The organism is Prevotella sp. HMSC073D09 (assembly GCF_001814145.1).
GTDB classification, from domain to species: domain Bacteria; phylum Bacteroidota; class Bacteroidia; order Bacteroidales; family Bacteroidaceae; genus Prevotella; species Prevotella conceptionensis.
In genome coordinates this window covers 9,560-25,206 of record NZ_KV815110.1, presented here as the reverse complement: position 1 = coordinate 25,206, position 15,647 = coordinate 9,560, and the positions used below count along the sequence as shown (strand labels likewise).

Annotated in this window: 16 protein-coding genes; 6 read left to right on the top strand and 10 right to left on the bottom strand. The window is 44.7% G+C overall.

What is annotated here, in order from left to right; genetic code table 11:
- The first annotated feature begins 647 nt into the window (after window positions 1-647).
- From HMPREF2955_RS09835 to HMPREF2955_RS09815, 6 genes are all read left to right on the top strand, one after another.
- Window positions 648-950, top strand: a complete 303-nt coding sequence (locus tag HMPREF2955_RS09835; RefSeq protein ID WP_070723088.1) for an RNA-binding protein — start codon at window positions 648-650, stop codon at window positions 948-950.
- A gap of 48 nt (window positions 951-998) precedes the next feature.
- On the top strand, window positions 999-1,802 hold the full coding sequence (locus tag HMPREF2955_RS09830; RefSeq protein ID WP_139145536.1) for a hypothetical protein: 804 nt from the start codon (window positions 999-1,001) through the stop codon (window positions 1,800-1,802).
- A gap of 91 nt (window positions 1,803-1,893) precedes the next feature.
- Complete coding sequence (locus HMPREF2955_RS09825; RefSeq protein ID WP_246830120.1) at window positions 1,894-2,466, top strand: DUF2238 domain-containing protein; 573 nt, start codon at window positions 1,894-1,896, stop codon at window positions 2,464-2,466.
- 40 nt (window positions 2,467-2,506) lie between these two features.
- Complete coding sequence (locus HMPREF2955_RS17060; protein ID WP_256374696.1) at window positions 2,507-2,632, top strand: hypothetical protein; 126 nt, start codon at window positions 2,507-2,509, stop codon at window positions 2,630-2,632.
- 212 nt (window positions 2,633-2,844) lie between these two features.
- A complete protein-coding gene (locus tag HMPREF2955_RS09820; RefSeq protein ID WP_070723081.1) occupies window positions 2,845-4,272 on the top strand; it encodes an alpha/beta hydrolase family protein in 1,428 nt (475 codons plus the stop codon).
- Window positions 4,273-4,321: 49 nt separating this feature from the next.
- Window positions 4,322-6,295, top strand: coding sequence for a leucine-rich repeat domain-containing protein (locus tag HMPREF2955_RS09815; protein WP_070723078.1), 1,974 nt, complete (start codon window positions 4,322-4,324; stop codon window positions 6,293-6,295).
- 152 nt (window positions 6,296-6,447) lie between these two features.
- Here HMPREF2955_RS09815 and HMPREF2955_RS15865 read toward each other — a convergent pair whose 3' ends face one another.
- The 10 genes from HMPREF2955_RS15865 to HMPREF2955_RS16605 form a co-directional block, all read right to left on the bottom strand.
- Window positions 6,448-6,669: a hypothetical protein gene (locus HMPREF2955_RS15865; RefSeq protein ID WP_009231132.1), complete on the bottom strand. Its 222-nt coding sequence runs from the start codon at window positions 6,667-6,669 to the stop codon at window positions 6,448-6,450.
- Window positions 6,670-6,886: 217 nt separating this feature from the next.
- Window positions 6,887-9,454 carry a carboxypeptidase-like regulatory domain-containing protein gene (locus HMPREF2955_RS09810; RefSeq protein WP_070723074.1) on the bottom strand — a complete coding sequence of 856 codons (2,568 nt, stop codon included), beginning with the start codon at window positions 9,452-9,454 and terminating at the stop codon, window positions 6,887-6,889.
- Between the two features lie 88 nt (window positions 9,455-9,542).
- Window positions 9,543-10,346 (bottom strand): GLPGLI family protein, encoded by an 804-nt coding sequence (locus tag HMPREF2955_RS09805; protein ID WP_070723071.1) that lies wholly within the window; start codon window positions 10,344-10,346, stop codon window positions 9,543-9,545.
- A gap of 7 nt (window positions 10,347-10,353) precedes the next feature.
- Window positions 10,354-11,172, bottom strand: coding sequence for a GLPGLI family protein (locus tag HMPREF2955_RS09800; protein ID WP_083317691.1), 819 nt, complete (start codon window positions 11,170-11,172; stop codon window positions 10,354-10,356).
- 593 nt (window positions 11,173-11,765) lie between these two features.
- Complete coding sequence (locus HMPREF2955_RS09795) at window positions 11,766-12,086, bottom strand: hypothetical protein (protein ID WP_210401304.1); 321 nt, start codon at window positions 12,084-12,086, stop codon at window positions 11,766-11,768.
- Between the two features lie 102 nt (window positions 12,087-12,188).
- Window positions 12,189-13,358: an alpha/beta hydrolase-fold protein gene (locus tag HMPREF2955_RS09790; protein ID WP_070723062.1), complete on the bottom strand. Its 1,170-nt coding sequence runs from the start codon at window positions 13,356-13,358 to the stop codon at window positions 12,189-12,191.
- A gap of 70 nt (window positions 13,359-13,428) precedes the next feature.
- Window positions 13,429-13,998: a hypothetical protein gene (locus HMPREF2955_RS09785; RefSeq protein ID WP_070723059.1), complete on the bottom strand. Its 570-nt coding sequence runs from the start codon at window positions 13,996-13,998 to the stop codon at window positions 13,429-13,431.
- 50 nt (window positions 13,999-14,048) lie between these two features.
- Window positions 14,049-14,507, bottom strand: a complete 459-nt coding sequence (locus HMPREF2955_RS09780; RefSeq protein WP_070723056.1) for a DUF2262 domain-containing protein — start codon at window positions 14,505-14,507, stop codon at window positions 14,049-14,051.
- Between the two features lie 17 nt (window positions 14,508-14,524).
- Window positions 14,525-15,031, bottom strand: a complete 507-nt coding sequence (locus HMPREF2955_RS09775; protein WP_070723054.1) for a YfbM family protein — start codon at window positions 15,029-15,031, stop codon at window positions 14,525-14,527.
- 412 nt (window positions 15,032-15,443) lie between these two features.
- The coding region (locus tag HMPREF2955_RS16605) for a hypothetical protein (RefSeq protein WP_210401303.1) at window positions 15,444-15,647 on the bottom strand (204 nt) is incomplete at its 5' end.

The following is a 15,647-nucleotide window of genomic DNA, read 5'->3' as shown; positions in this document are numbered from 1 at the left end:
TACCTTGCGTTTAGCATCAAAACGCAGTGCATTTTGCACCAAATCGCAGTGCATTTTGCATCAAAACGCAGTGTGTTTAGCAGCAAAACGCAGTGTATTTAGCGGCAAACAGCCCAAAATCTGGTGCAAATGGCGGTCTCATTAAATAAAAATTCATTTTACTGCATTCATAGGCCAACCCCTTTTTCCAAAACAAACCTTCGCGAGAATCTCGATTTTTTGCGGCAAGGTGAGCGGTTGGTGGACAAAAAGGGCACTCACAATGTTAAATTTATTATTAAAACTAGACAAAAAAAGTATGTCGTAAACACGCACGAGTGACCAACGGCACCGAAAATATATAAGCTTGCGACCTCCAGCGCGAGCGGTTGCAGGGCATGCTACTCACACACTCTTCTGTATATCTTTTTCGCGTAAGCCATGAGCGCGAGCGGTTGCAGGGCATGCCACTCACATACTGCATCATGCAAACGCAGAAGTAATCTGCCATTTACAGCCGGGTTTTCAACTTGTAGAGAGTGTATGGAACAACTTCCGCCAGGTTGCCTTCTGAAATATAACCATGTTTTTCCACAGACAAATGGGGCAGCATTTCAGGTTTTTATCGTATTTTTGTCCAGGAACTTCGTACATGAGCGGGGTGTGATTTGACTGCTTACCTTTCCAAAAAATACGGAGCACCAACGAAAGAAACCAAGCTTAACCTCTTGCCGCCACTGAAAGAAGACGAATACGTACGCACATTTGGCGAATGGTGGTACTTGACATGCGATATAGGAGCCATTCTCTCACGAGCAGAATGGAAACAAGGCAACATGAAAATTGTTACGGGCATTACTAGCTCTGGCAGGACATTCATTTCTTTTCTAGACGAAAAGACCCTGTCGCACGCCAATCTTGACGAATACTTTAAAGAAGGCCAAACTGCAAAAGCGAAAGTGACTTGGTGATAGGCTTTCCACCTGCACTCATCCAAACCCAACAACATCACCTATTATATGACGCGAGAAATATATTTATTGCTGAGCATCTGTCTCATCGTTAGCTGTAAACAACCGAAAGATAAAGCCATGTATAAAGGACAAGAGCTGCATCGTTTGGTTACAATGGTGTCGTATTGCCAATACAATGACACGTTAGCGGCGTGGAAAGACACAAGCAGTTATTTCGTTAACAAAGCGGGCGAGCCGATAATGGTAAACCGTCAACCGCTCTTTGTGGAGAGAAAAGGCACAGACTCACTACAAACGATAAGCCATTTGCAACACCATAAGGGGAAAACGGACACAACACATGCATATAGAGTGATTAGTGGAAACCTCGTTAGAGAGAATCGTATAGGCGTTTTAGACCGCTACCTGTTTACGTACGACGATAAGCACAGGCTTGTTAAAGCCATAACCTACGCCACGGACACATACCAATATAAATTTAAATGGGTTGGCAATCTACTTACCGACATTATCACAGAAGGAGGATATTACAGCAGAACATTCCGCACTCATATAGAATACGACAATACTCAAACCATCCCGCAATCAGGTCTGCCAGCATTGCTTGACGGAGCAGCTTGTTTCCTTTTCATGCAACCCTCGTCAAACGCATATCTGCTAACAGGCTATATGGGAAAGTTGCCTACTTTGCCTGTGAAGAAGATGACGACAAAGGCAGAAGATGGTGAAACCATTGCAGCGTATGATGTTAAGACGGAATTCGATAAAGACAAAAGAATAACGTCTTATTCGCTTGTCAAGCCCAATGGTGACATTTATGTAAAACGAAACTTCTATTACCCCAACTAACGTGAGAAAGACAGCACAGAAGGTAAATCACAGAAACGTGATAATAGACAAAACAAAACTTGCACTGATTCTGCTTGTGGCAATTGTTACGATGATAACATGCGTTAGCCCCATTTATCCCCACGAGCAATTGCTTCAACACATTGGAACGGCCTTGTTGTTCATTCCGCTAATCACCGATGTGTTTAAGAAAGCAATGCCCATGTCGGCGTTTGTTGGTCTTGCGTGTTTTACCATCCTGCACGTTATTGGCGCACGCTATATCTATTCGTACGTGCCGTATAAAGAATTAGCTGTTTCGTTGGGGATGGTTGATACCGGTTTCTTTCAGGACTCTCGTAACCACTACGACCGCTTGGTTCATTTTTCTTTCGGCATATTGCTGTTCCCTTACTTGGTCTATCTCTGTAAGAAATGGTTTAAACAGCAACCGCTCATCGCTGTTTTTATGGTATGGCTGATGATACAAACAGGCAGCATGATGTACGAACTGTTCGAATGGCTGCTTACTATTGTTATGTCGGCAGATGCAGCAGACTGTTATAACGGTCAGCAAGGCGACATGTGGGATGCTCAAAAAGACATGGCCTTAGCCCTGCTTGGCTCCACAGTGATGCTTTTCTTCTATATGCTCCGCTATGCCAATATGGAAAGAAAGCATTAACGCGGTTAACCATCTTACTGTAAAACAAGCTCTTGCGAATATGGATTATTTACGGACTAGCGGATGGTTGTCGGATAGTAAAGACATTCACAATGTTAAAGCCCACAACGAAAAGCGGACAACGATTCAGCTGGTAAGCCACAACGCCGATCCCAGCAACATTTAACTAGTTCGATGTTCTGTAAAACATCGTTAACAGTCTTGCCGCTCTCGATATTTTTTCGGAACTTTGTAAAAGGATAATACACATTGCCGATTGAAGAACTTCGTGAGCAGGATGGCATCTAAGTTGGGGCTATGCTTTCATTAAACTCGTTAAAGATAATTGTTTTGGATTTTCACAATTAATTGGTACAAACATAATCAATTTACCCAAGTATGACGAACAGTATTTACGTAAACAAACATTTCAGGCGGCTCTGCTTAGCGGTGACGCTCCTTTTTAGCTTGTCGGTTGCCGCACAAAGCAACTTTTCCACCATCCGCACAGGCGTAAATGCCGCCGATGCAAAGATTATCGAACAAGGCGTTAAAGTTGTTGAACTGCCCAAAGACGAGGCAACACGCGGCAACGGTTTCGACGACGACAACAAGGATCATGGCAACAGCGTTTTCGGATACGAATTTTATCGCTACACCTACCCCACCATCAACGCCAAAGGCCAACCCATAACCCTATCTGCCCTTGCGGCAATGCCCAAGGCAGAGAGAGTAATCATCAACAACATTATTTTGGGATGCCACTCAACCATCACAGACAATGCCAGTACGCCCTCGGAATATGTGAGAGGGAACACCATGTTCAGCGAAGTGGGCATGCTCACGATGCACGCCAGATTCAAACCCTTTGAGCGGGCATACACCTGCCTTGTCATACTGCCCGACTATCAGGGGTACGGACTAACACGTAACGAAGCTCACCCCTATCTTGTGGAAGACGTTACCGCCCGACAGAGCGTGGACGCACTGCGCTACGGCATCGAACTGTACAAAACCTGCAAGAAAGACCGAGCCAAGATAAGGGATAATTGGAAAACAATCTGCGTGGGATACTCTCAAGGCGGAGCCGTGGCAATGGCTTGCCAAAGATTCATAGAGACCAATTTCCTAGATGCCGACCTGCATCTGGGCGGCTCGGTGTGCGGCGACGGGCCATATAACCCCATTGCCACCCTGCGAACTTACCTCGCCGAAGACAAGGTGTACATGCCTGTTGCCTTGCCACTTATCATTAAGGGCATGCTAGACTATAGCCCTTACATGCGCCGACACAAGGCAAGCGACTATTTCAACAAACGATTTCTTGACACGGGCATTCTCGATTGGATTGCCCAAAAGGAGAAAACACTTGGCGACATACACATGCAATTGAGGAAAACGTTTAACTTCAAGAGAGACGAGCGGGGAGACTACCTCAAAGCATCTGAGATATTAAAACCAGAAGCTTTCGCGTTTATGGCGAAAAAGATGAAAGGCGAACCCACAGAGAAGAACCCTAAGTACGAAGACCTTTACGCCGCTCTGGCCGAAAACAACCTGACCGAGGGATGGAAACCCAAGTATCCCATCTACCTGCTGCACTCGCGAACAGACGAGGTCGTACCCATCGCCAACGCCGAAAGTGCCTACAACAACATGAGAACCGACGCTAACCCCAACATCATTAAGTACACCTACCTTAACAAAGGCAACCACGGCGACACGGGCAAGGCCTTCTACTTCTCTATCATCGGGAAGTGTTATGAAGTAAAGGGCATCGATGCCATTGTAGGAGGAGAAGAAACGTGGAACCAATTTAACCCCTAATGGCAATTAGCACACACATCATTGACAATCATCAACACAGAAAAAAGACATGAGAAAATATATCATATTACTGCTGCTTGCCATCTGTACGCAGCTTTCTGCCGAAGTGTTAAGCAAGGAAACGCTCATTAAGGGAACGGCTAAACTTAACGGAAAAGACGTGCCGATGTGGTTTAACGTAACGGGCACAGACGTTGTAGAAGTTGGCAATGGCAAGAATGCCGCCATCAGTCAGTATTCGGAAGGCAAGCTCGTTGTACCTGCCAACATCGTAAACCCTGCCGACAAGCGCAGATATAAGGTGGCGAAAGTGGCTAACTTTGCATTTAGCCTTTGCAGCAAACTAACTGCGGTGACCCTAGAAGAGGGTATCAAAGAGATTGGCGAGAATGCTTTTTCGGGTTGCAATGCCCTGCAAACCATCGGCTATCCCGCATCGCTAACCGCCATTGGCAGAGGTGCATTCGCGGGTTGCAGCCAGCTTAGGCATGCTCAGTTGCCTAAAAATCTGGCCTTGATTGGACAAGAGGCTTTCGCCGGAAACCAATTCGCAGACAACAAGGTGATACTTCCGATAAAGGTAGCCGCCATCCCCGTAGCTGCGTTCGATGGCTGCAAGCTGCAAATGGCGATACTGCCCCCTACGCTGAAAAGCATTGAAGAAGACGCTTTTCGCGGAGCAGGCTCGTGCGACTTCTACATGTTCGACGGCAACACCATCCCATCGGTACACAACAAGGGCGTGAACGTTGCCAGCCATTGGTATGTCAGCAAATCGCAAAACTATGTCCAAAAGAGTTTCTGCAACGGGCTGCTCCCCATCAGCGCAATGGTGCCCCAAGGCGAGTTCGTTGCCGATAACATCACCTATCGGATAGTGCAAGTTGGCCAATATCCGGGCATATTCACGGCCTCAGCCTACAAGAGGAACGACAAGAAGGATTGGTCAAGCGAGTTTAAAGACATGAAAACGGCTGCGCACAACCCCACGTTCGCAGGCAAATGGAATCCCGAATACCGCATCAACGGCATAGATGCCAACTTCTTTACCGGCAACAACATTGTTAAGCTACACCACATTGCCTTGCCTGCTAGCATCGAACCCGCTCAATCGACAAACGCCTTTGCACAATGCAAGGCTTTGGTTTCGCTCGACTTGCTGGCTATGAAACCGCTAAGCAAAGCCGAAAGCGATGCGCTTTTAAGCGGACTTCCCGAATTTACCATCGTGTATGCGCCCAAAACACAGGCACAAGAACATCGCGCCGCCAACACCGTGCTGACAAATAAGGACGGAAAACGCCACACAAGCCTTTACAAGATGCTGCTAGACCACAACTTCAACGCATTGGCTCTGCAAGGAAACCTCGCCTATCGGCTTCCTTATAGCTTTGAGGCCAAGCGCGCAACGTTCTTCCGCTCGTCTTTTAAGAACAAAAAGAAAGAGACGCTTGTTTTGCCTTTTGCCGCCAAACCGCGCGGAAAGGCCTTCGCCTTCGATGGTATTATGGACAAGCAATCGGGCACCAACACCACCCTGAAGTTTGCCAAAAAAGACGAGTTGCAGGCCAACACTCCTTATATATATGCCTCTGACGGCACGGAGATATGGGCAGAAAATGTGGTGGTAAACCCACAAAACAATACAAATACATCCACGAAAGACGGGTTGTTTGGCGTATACAAGGCCGATTTCGTTAAGACATTAGCCGCTGCGCAACAGCTAAACGGGGCTGCTTACACCCTTAATGCAGAGGGCAACAAGGGTAACGCCACGTTTGTGCAAGCAACAGATGATGCTAAACTTACGCCCTTCCATGCCTTCTTGCATTTGTCCGACAAGCTGCTTGGCGCAAATCTCAAACTTCTCTTCGAGGGAGAAGAGACTACGGGTATAGAAAAAGTGGACAACGATGTGGATAACGAAAACAACACGTGGTATAACCTGCAAGGCATCAAGTTCAATTCCAAGCCTCAAAAAGGCATTTACATTCGTAATGGAAAGAAAGTGGTGGTGCAGTAAGTAGGGGGTGAGTTTGTGCGTTCATCAGTTTGTGAGCTTATGAGTCTGTGAGTTCATGAGCCTGTGAATCCATGAGTTTTGCGAGGGGCTATTAAGCCTCAGACCCATCAAATGCCACATCAAGCTATTAGCAAAACGATCCACATCAACATTTAACCCAAATAGGTCGTTAGAACCTGTACAAATCTTGTTTGATTGTTGAGCATATAGCTGTCTGCTAAACTCCAAGTAGGCACCATTTCCCTATCCGCAATGCCCATCAATAGGCGTTGCGGATTTCTTTTTTCGAAAAGCATGTACCCTTTCAGCCTGTCATTCATCGGCTGTCCGCTAAAATGAGAGAAATAAAAACACGAAATGTTGTAAAAATACATCCTTCAAGTTTTTGAATACCTTAGCTCGTAAGTTCTTCTGTTGGTTTCATCGCTTCCATTCGCCGTTATATATTGGCTGTCCGCTAAAAACACTCTTGTGAAGAACAGGAAGGAACCTGATTTTGATGAGATGAAACTAGTTTCCCTTTCATCGACAATCCGAACACCAAATTTGCTGTTTCTAAACTTTTAGCGAACAGCAACAAATTCTCATGAACTAGAAAAACATTTTCACCCCAACAATTAGTGTTCGGCCGCGTAGCCCATACTGATTGTAGGTGCTGCTCAGGTTGTTATATGTCGCATTATTGTAAAAACGCTGGTTTAGGATGTTGTTCAAGTGCAGCGTAAAATCGGTTTTGCGATACTTATACAGACAATTGAAGTCGGCAAAAAACGTATATTTGCGTGTGTTGTCATTAAAATAGTTGGCGTAGTGTTCGGCCGAGAGTGAGAAGTTTAAGGCATTTGTCGGCATCCATGTTAGTTCCAATTCCTGCGTCAGCAACTTGGTGCGACTCTTCATTGCGCTAAATTCAAGCGCATGAATGTTGTACTGCGCCCGATAAGCTAGGTCTAGCCATGCCCAAACGTTGCTGTTGAGGCTGACCGACGTTTGTAACGAGCCCGTGTTAAACTCGGTATTGATGCCATTTTGATACATGCTGCTGGCATTTTGGGATAACAGGCACCGCGCGTTGAATGTGCCTTTAATCCATTCCAAACGTTGGCTTACAGTGACGAGTGCCGTTATTCCGTGCGCGTGGTTGTCGTTTTCAACCGTAGAATAGTACGCCATACCGCGCCTATCTACGCTTTTGGTGCACGCAAGAGTGTTGTAACGTGTGTCATACCCCATACTGGCGCGTACGAAAAGACCGTGGGCGTAGTCTGTGTACGAGACAAACGCCATCTCGTTCCAACTTCGTGACCCATAGAAGTTGATGGGCGACATCTCAAACGTGCGGTAATCTACCAGTATAGGCACCGTGTGACTATCGTTAACTGCGGGTTCTTGCCTGTTCAACGACAGCTTTGCCCCAATGGTCCAGTGAGAGTTAATCTCCCAGTTAATGTTTAGGTTGGGCGAGAAAAACAGCTTGTTTGCCACAGACGTGCCAAAATAACGATAGGTGTTTAGCGGCATTTGCAGTGTTCCGCGAATCCCTCTGTGCTTATAAGTGATGGTGGGCTGGACAATGAAGGCCACGTAATTGATGTCGGCGTTTTCGTAAAAGCCCGTGTCAAGTGGCGTTGTCCGATAGTTGCTTTCCATGTTCATGCTCTGTATACGCCCTTCCGTGTTCAGCTCTAACGCCCATTGGCGCGTGTTGAAGACAAGGTTTAACTGCGTAGACGATAAGAACTGGCGCCGCTTCACATCTTGTTGTAGGGTGCTGTCGTTCATAACCGCTAGCTGTTCGGGCATAAAACGGTACAGGTTGACGGATGTTAGCTTAACGTGATGTCTGCCAATGGCACGTATCCATTGTAGGTTGTTCTCGATGGAATACATGTCCGACCGCGTTTCCCACTGGTTATTATCGTCGCCATGTGTAATGGCGCGATTGCGTTCCCATGTAGAGGCGTATTTAATTTCGTTCGAAAAGTAGCTCCGTTCCTTGTCGTTTTTAAACAAGATGGCAGCCGATAGTTCCCTGTTGTTAAGGATGCCGTGTTCCGTTGTGGTGCGCGTCAAGGTTGTGTCGGCCAGAAAATACGATAGACCTTGTATCCTTTCGCTGGTGTTGCGGTCGTCAGAGTAGTACAGCTTTGTGCGCATAATGGCCGTCTGCGACATCTTTTGAACGTTTCCCACGTTGGCGATGTGGGTGCGTCCAAAACGTGTTCGGCTTTCGTCTAGTGAACCAGGCCTGTCTAGCGAGGAACTAATAAAGGGGTTGGGGGCATTGGTCGACACCTTTCTTAACAGCTCGTCAAGCGTCAGCACCTTGTTTTCGCTCATGATATCTTTGCCTGTGTTGTTGCTCTTGCCCGTTAAAGAAGTTTGGTTAACAGCCGAGAGGCGTGCGCCGAAGATCTCACCCTCCCACAGTTTTGGTAGTCCAGTCGCAGCTCTTGCATTGCCGCTCCATCGCCCTTTTGCCTTATCTTTCAAGGCAAGGTTAAGTGCGATGCCACCCTCAGCTTTGCTTTTCCGTAGCGTTTTCTTCGATTGGAAGTTCTCCACAACGTCCACCCGCGAAATAACATCATGCGAAATGTTACGTGTGGCGATGTTATATTGTCCGTCGAAGAGGTCAACGCCCTCGATAAGAAACTGGTCTATCGCCTTTCCGTTGTACGAAACCGTTCCCTCTTTGCTCACATCGATGCCCGGCAACTTTCGCAGAACGTCGCCGATGGTGCGGTCTTTCTGTGTGGCGAAGGCTGATACCAAATAGCTCGTTGTGTCGTTACGATGGGTTATCTTGTCGGGTTTCACATACACGTCCTTTATCTCAAAGGCTTTCGGGTCCAGTTCTATGCGATAAAAAGTTTGATCGGTAAGGGCACATTGTGCCGTTTTATGTGCCATGCTGCTCACCACCAGCCTTGTTTCGGCCCTGTTTTCGTGTTTCATGGTTAGGCTAAACTCGCCCTTAGCCGATGTTTGCGTGTTATAGATAATAATGTCTTTGGCATTGCGAATGGTCACAACGGCTCCCCTAACAGGTGTTCCGCTACCCATTTCCACCACCAATCCGCGCACAACATGTTCTTGTGCGTAGACTGGCAAGGCCGAAATGGCGGCTAATACTAGCAGACAATACAAGGTCTTCATGTTGTACCTGCATCTTTTTTATGGGGAAAAGCCGATACCCTCCTACAGTTCGACAGTGTGAAAGGCTGATGGACGACCGCCAGACTTGTCACTTCGACACGGATTCGACACGTTCCATCGTTGCATACGAACGCAATTTTGGAGCACGGGGGCGTGTTGTTTTAATTCCAAGTTTTGCTTCCCACAGTTGCAAGGCTGTTTCGGGGTCGTCGATAGACATTTGTTTTATCCGCAGATATTCTTTCTTTGTGGTTTTGGTATAGTCTGCAACGGGTATTTCAATCTTTCCTGCACAAGGGCGCATGCCCAAAAATTGAAATTCGTAATGGTGCTGTTTGTCGTACACTTCAAGTATCAGTCCTGGCAAGCCGTAAAACTTCCACGGTCCGTCGTTTATGGGGATGTCTGGTGCAAACCACGCCTCATAGGCTCTTCCGCCAAATGTGCATGTCGCCTTTTGGCATTGGTGTTCGCCTATCGTCTTTTTGTCTTCCAAAATTTGCCAATTAAAAACAGGTAAGGGTTCTGTATATTTGTTGCTGTTTAGGAGGGTTCCCATAAAGTCAAGTTGTTTCTTTTCAAAATCTTTTAGTACGTAATAAGATACCGTTACCTTACCATACCTAGCTTTAATGGTGTCGTTAATTGCCTTTTGCTCTTCAATTCCATTTGCATCACGCTGTAAAGAGTCTTTTTCGAAGTTTGCTTGCGAATAGAAAAGAGAACAGTTTTCATTGCGTCTAAGCACCATCATGGCATTGACACTACGTTTTGTAAGGGTATCAACCTGATAGGTCAGACGGTATATGCACTCTAAATTGGCTTTGTTGTCGGCAGCCCTACTTTGTAGGAGACATGCCAGACACAGTATTATAGTTAGTGTTGATTTCATCGATGTGCTATTTTAAAATTTCCATGAGCCGATGTCTATTGTCGTTTTTTATTTCTTGTTCAAAGTCGTTGCCGGCTTTACCGAAGTTTATTTTTATCATTGCGCGGTCATTGTAATATGCTATTGGGTCATTTTGATATATGGCATACTCTTTAAGAAACTTCTCTTTTGTTGTCTTAAAAGATTTGCTGGGGAAAAGAGTAATCTCTCCGTGGCATGGTTGCATATTGATAAAAGTAAAGCTATATTGATGTTGGACATCGTAAACAGACAGCACCAAGCCGGGCAAACCGTAAAATTTCCATGGCCCAACAGGTGTTGGTATGTCTGTGGCATACCATGCCTCATACGTCCGTCCCATGTATTTACCAATAGCTTTCGCACATCTGTGCCCTGCAATGTCTTTATATTCAGATTTAAGTTGCCAGTTAAATGCCGGCAAACTATCCGTATAAGAAAAACTGTTCGTCCCAATTTTGTCTTTGAAAATATATGTTTTCTGTTGGAGATCAGCCAATATATAATATGAGCTGTTAGCCTTATCTGCCCGTTGCTTTCTTGTTAAAGCACTGCCTATTGCCTTTTGCCATGCTGTAAGGTCATTATGCTTTAATGAGTCTTCTGCAAACGTTTCCACATTATAGAATAATGCCTTGTTGCCATCAAACCGCAATTTGAACGTGTCTGTCAGCACCTTATTCGTAACAGTGTCTTTGATGCACGTTGCAAGATAGCTGACTTCCGACTCGAAAGTACGTGTCTCTTCTGCGTAGATTGCGGCCAAAGACATGATTGACAAAATGAGGATTACGATCGATTTACGCATGTTGAGTATGATAATTGAATGCCGTCCCGCATGTGTTGATGCGGAACGGCGTTTTTAATAAAGAGGTCTATAGCTACCCACAGAAAATCTCATCGAGCTTTCGTGCATAGTTTGCAATGTCTTGGGCAGTTACAGTGTCGCCTATTTCATGTATTGGGACGCTTATCCCACAAGATGTATGAACAGTAATGTCTACTCTTTTGGCATTAGATACCAAACAAACCATTGCGAATAACGCAGTTGCAATAATTTTTTTCATGTATAAATTGTTAGTTGTTTATAATTTGTTTATTCGGTACCGCCTTTGATGAGTGAGGTCTCAAGATGTAAACCCTATTACAGTGTTACAGATGAATGTAAAAAGATGGGGAGGACATCTCAACTGCAAATCTAAAGAATTAATTTATTTCAACCAAATATCAGCTCTTCTTTTTTTAAGCCTATTTTCCAAAACTCTACAAAAGTATGTGCTTGTATGGTTCTCCAAGAAACTTAATCTTTTGATATTCATACAACAGATGCCTGGTTACTTGCTAGATTATTTTTTCTGTTGTTTTGTCACTGATACTGATGCGCTTTGTTTTCCATGTCGATCAGAAGGCCTTTCCCAACCCGCTTAATTGCAAATTGAGCAAAACGTTTTTCCAACCACCTTCTTCTGCTCTGTAGCCCCACAGCTTTTCAGAAAGATCGTCTAACCTTTGTACACCCTTATGGTATGCCTCGCTCAATGCCCTGCGTTCTTCTTTCGAGATAGCGTTCAGCCTTTCGTCGGCCACTTTAAATCGCGGATTAATCAAGAAGTTCGCCACATCCGTATAAACTTCCTCGTTGCAATCGCTTGCAAAATCGGGGAATACGGATAGTGTTTGTTCAAAAGCATCTTTTATTTTTACACATAATTTTAATCCCAAATCGGTAATTAGACCGCTTGGGGTTCAACCAAAGGTCTGTGCAAGTAGCGATACCATCCCATCAAAGTAAACCTTATCATCGGCCAAATTCGATGCTCGTTCTTATTTATCAGACCAATCTGATATTTTGTAGACGTACGCTTTCTTGCTTTTGTTGTCCACACGAAGATTAATACCACCTAACGCATTCGCAGGAAACCCTTCTGTTTCCCAACTTCCACGAGTAAACTTAAATTGGGCAGGTAGTTGTACTTTTACATCAATCGCACGAACAGAATCATTTACATGCGTCATCTTAATCTTCTTGGCGTCCCAATTGCCTAACGATGCTTGGTTTCCACAAATATACACTTCGTACTTAGGATTATCAACAATCACCTCTATATGCTTTGCATAGACTTCTCCTTCTGCCGTGGCGTCTTTCGCCTCACGATAGGCGAAATAATCCTTGTAAGCATCTTGCAACGCCAACGGAAAACTTGCAAAATGTTCTGATTCAGGGTACGACTTGTGCCTACACACAATGTTGCGGGGTAACGCCTTCGAGTCAATATACCTATAAACCTCATCCCTTGGTGTCTGCCAACCTTCCCAACCCTTTACTTTCTCTTCGGCTGCATCGCTAAAAAAGAGATAATGCCTAGCGGTTCTATCGAAAGAATGCTTTACAAACTTATTCGCCAACATGTTTTTACCAAAAGCAAGATTAGGCGAAAACAGAAAATAGTCATTAAAGATGTCGTAATTTAACAGACATTGCAACAAGAACGATGCACCTAACGAGTGACCGATAGCAAGATTTTTCTCCGTTGTGCGATAATGCGAACGGATATATGGCATTAGTTCGTCTTTCACGAAACACATCAGCTTGTCAGCATAGCCTTTTCTGATTTTATACGCACTGCATGTCAAACTATCATCGGGCAAAAAGTCCTCTCGACGGTTGTATTCTGAGTCTTGTGGCGAACAAATACCAACCACAATAGTTCCTTTCGAAAACCAACCTTCGTTTAAGAATACAGGATATGCACTAGCCAACTCAAAGAAAGGGGTAACTTGCGCATCGAAGATATAAGTAACATCATAATCTTGTGCATCCGTAAAGCTGTAATCAGACGGAAGTCTCACCCATATTTTGCGGTCAAAATCAAAATACTTCGACTTTAAGTTAATCTCTTGTACACCAACTACATGGTAAATATCTTTCTGAGCATGAAGTAAATTGCATACTAGGAAGAAACACAATAAGGCTAAATACTTTATTTTCATCATTTAAAATTTAATCATCCAATGCGAAATAATTCATCCCTTTCCACTTATGCCGTTTCAACTCCGCACCATTTTACACTTGTTGCGATGAAGAACCACCTAATACGAATGAATTTAGATAATCCAAAACGTTTTTCCAACCATCTTCTTCTGCTCCGTAGCCCCACAGCTTTTCAGAAAGGTCGTCTAACCTTTGTACACCCTTATGGTATGCCCCGCTCAATGCCGTCCGCTCCTCCTTAGGGATAGCGTTCAGCCTTTCGTCGGCAACTTTAAATCGTGGATTAATCAAGAAGTTCATCACATCCGTATAAACTTCCTCGTTGCAATCGCTTGCAAAATCGGGGAATACGGATAGTGTTTGTTCAAAAGCATCTTTAATCTCCACCAATCCTAACTTACTCAACGTATCAGGAATATAGGGAAGTAATGCCCTTCCTTCATAAAAAATAAAATCCCAGCCATCGCCTTTCCAATTACCTATCATATTTACTGCAACATGAAAAGTAAAGGTTTCGGGGCTTACCTCGTCTTTAATCTTTTCAATCGAACCTAATTTCCATAGGTCCTCGGAAATGCTTGCAAACTTAGACTCCACATTGAGGTCGCTATACTTCGCCCAAAGCGTTCTTAAATCGTCCATTGTATTTGCGTATTTATGTTTTGAGTAATAACAAACTTACAAGAAACATGTTAGCCATTAAGCCCGCCACACTCAACATGATACTGGCTATCAATCTCCATATAGGCCAAGTGTCCAAACAAATAGTCGGGTTCAGCATCTAAATCCAGAGCAAAGTCCGTGTCCGCGCCCTTAACCCAGATAGTAACATTGTTTACAAACAGCGCATTTACTAAATCGTCTGCCGATATTGGCCCATCAGCCTTAAAGTCGCCACAGGCTATCATCTCATTAACAACATCTACACAATAGTCGTTTTCCTCCATAAACGCCTTCACTATCTTTTCTTTGTTGCGCGCTATCCAATTAATTTTTTCAGAAACAATCTTGTCAACCTCATCCCCCTCTGCATGTTCTGTATCAAGATAAACGTCTGTCTCTCTTCCCCACACTTGCAGTTTTCCTACATATTCACCGCAACTTTTGTCGAAGGTAAATTCAGTTGCGCCAACCATCATCTTCTTTTCCATAGTAGTCGAGTCTTTATTCAATAAATCGTAACCATCACATGTCCATTCACTTCCAACACTTCTCGATAAAAGTCTTTCATGTTTTGGAAGTAATCGCTAATTTCTTCTTTCACCAACTCTTCTTCATCGTCGTAATCCCAAATGTCGGGGTAAAGTTCAGCCTTTTTGCAAGCATCCATGCTGAACGTTGCCATAGCCTGCTCCATATCAAAAGCCTCCAAAGCCGCAAGTATCTCCGCAACCCGCTCCTTTTCCGTATAGGCTACAAAGCCGTCTTGGCCTTCAAGCGGACGTACACCAACCACGGCCTCGCTTAAAGGATTGTTCTCAATGGGGTCGCAACTGCTTACACCGGTAAGCACAAAATGCAGCACGTCCCACATCTTGTCTATATCCAGCAACATTTCGCTTTCTTCGTTCATTTCCTCCACCTCTTCCAGCACGTCCTTCTCTTTGCTGTCCCAGTTCTTCAAGCAGTTTAGTTGTTCATCATTGATGTACTGATAGTTTGCAATCATTCCCATAACTTTTCCGTTTTGTTAATAAACAGGTGACAAGCTCCCTGCCATTGGTTTCACATATTAGCGTTTCATCTTTATTTGCCGATGCCCAAACTGGCCATTGCGCCACCTAGCCACCATGGCACATCCCTCCTAAATGCCCGCTGTTGGCAAGCCAAACAGATGGTGCCACCATTGTTTGGCGCAGAAACAGCCCTTTGCCATAGGCAGATGAACTCCGCACAAAGGTAGCTGTTATAATCAAGAAAAACGAAACAATGCACCAAAAATCTGCAACATGCCCAGCAAAATCCATCTTTTAAGGATGGGGTTACGCCCATTTTCAAAACTCCCTATGGCGTATTTTGCTTTTTAAAGGGCGGCACGGATAAGGTTTGCTCACTGCGAAGTTATGCTGTGTTGACGAAAGTGCCGGTCAAGAGAATGTAACATTTTGCGCACGAAATTTAACATTATGGCTGCGATTTTTCTGGCCATTCCGCCGTTCGCCCACATTTTTGCGAGTATTACGCCAACTTGCTTGGGGCAAAACAAGGCGCGTATAGAGGTGGATAAATAACCATTGAAGATTGTTTAAATATACATTTTGCGCACCATTAAGTGCCTTTTGCAGCATAAT

Bases quoted from the DNA above. Each gene is read 5' to 3' on its own strand.
- HMPREF2955_RS09830 (WP_139145536.1), top strand. From the start codon at position 999: ATGACGCGAGAAATATATTTATTGCTGAGCATCTGTCTCATCGTTAGC.
- HMPREF2955_RS09825 (WP_246830120.1), top strand. From the start codon at position 1,894: ATGATAACATGCGTTAGCCCCATTTATCCCCACGAGCAATTGCTTCAA.
- HMPREF2955_RS17060 (WP_256374696.1), top strand. From the start codon at position 2,507: ATGGATTATTTACGGACTAGCGGATGGTTGTCGGATAGTAAAGACATT.
- HMPREF2955_RS09820 (WP_070723081.1), top strand. From the start codon at position 2,845: ATGACGAACAGTATTTACGTAAACAAACATTTCAGGCGGCTCTGCTTA.
- HMPREF2955_RS09815 (WP_070723078.1), top strand. From the start codon at position 4,322: ATGAGAAAATATATCATATTACTGCTGCTTGCCATCTGTACGCAGCTT.
- HMPREF2955_RS15865 (WP_009231132.1), bottom strand. From the start codon at position 6,669: ATGTATTTTTACAACATTTCGTGTTTTTATTTCTCTCATTTTAGCGGA.
- HMPREF2955_RS09810 (WP_070723074.1), bottom strand. From the start codon at position 9,454: ATGAAGACCTTGTATTGTCTGCTAGTATTAGCCGCCATTTCGGCCTTG.
- HMPREF2955_RS09805 (WP_070723071.1), bottom strand. From the start codon at position 10,346: ATGAAATCAACACTAACTATAATACTGTGTCTGGCATGTCTCCTACAA.
- HMPREF2955_RS09800 (WP_083317691.1), bottom strand. From the start codon at position 11,172: ATGCGTAAATCGATCGTAATCCTCATTTTGTCAATCATGTCTTTGGCC.
- HMPREF2955_RS09790 (WP_070723062.1), bottom strand. From the start codon at position 13,358: ATGATGAAAATAAAGTATTTAGCCTTATTGTGTTTCTTCCTAGTATGC.
- HMPREF2955_RS09785 (WP_070723059.1), bottom strand. From the start codon at position 13,998: ATGGACGATTTAAGAACGCTTTGGGCGAAGTATAGCGACCTCAATGTG.
- HMPREF2955_RS09780 (WP_070723056.1), bottom strand. From the start codon at position 14,507: ATGGAAAAGAAGATGATGGTTGGCGCAACTGAATTTACCTTCGACAAA.
- HMPREF2955_RS09775 (WP_070723054.1), bottom strand. From the start codon at position 15,031: ATGGGAATGATTGCAAACTATCAGTACATCAATGATGAACAACTAAAC.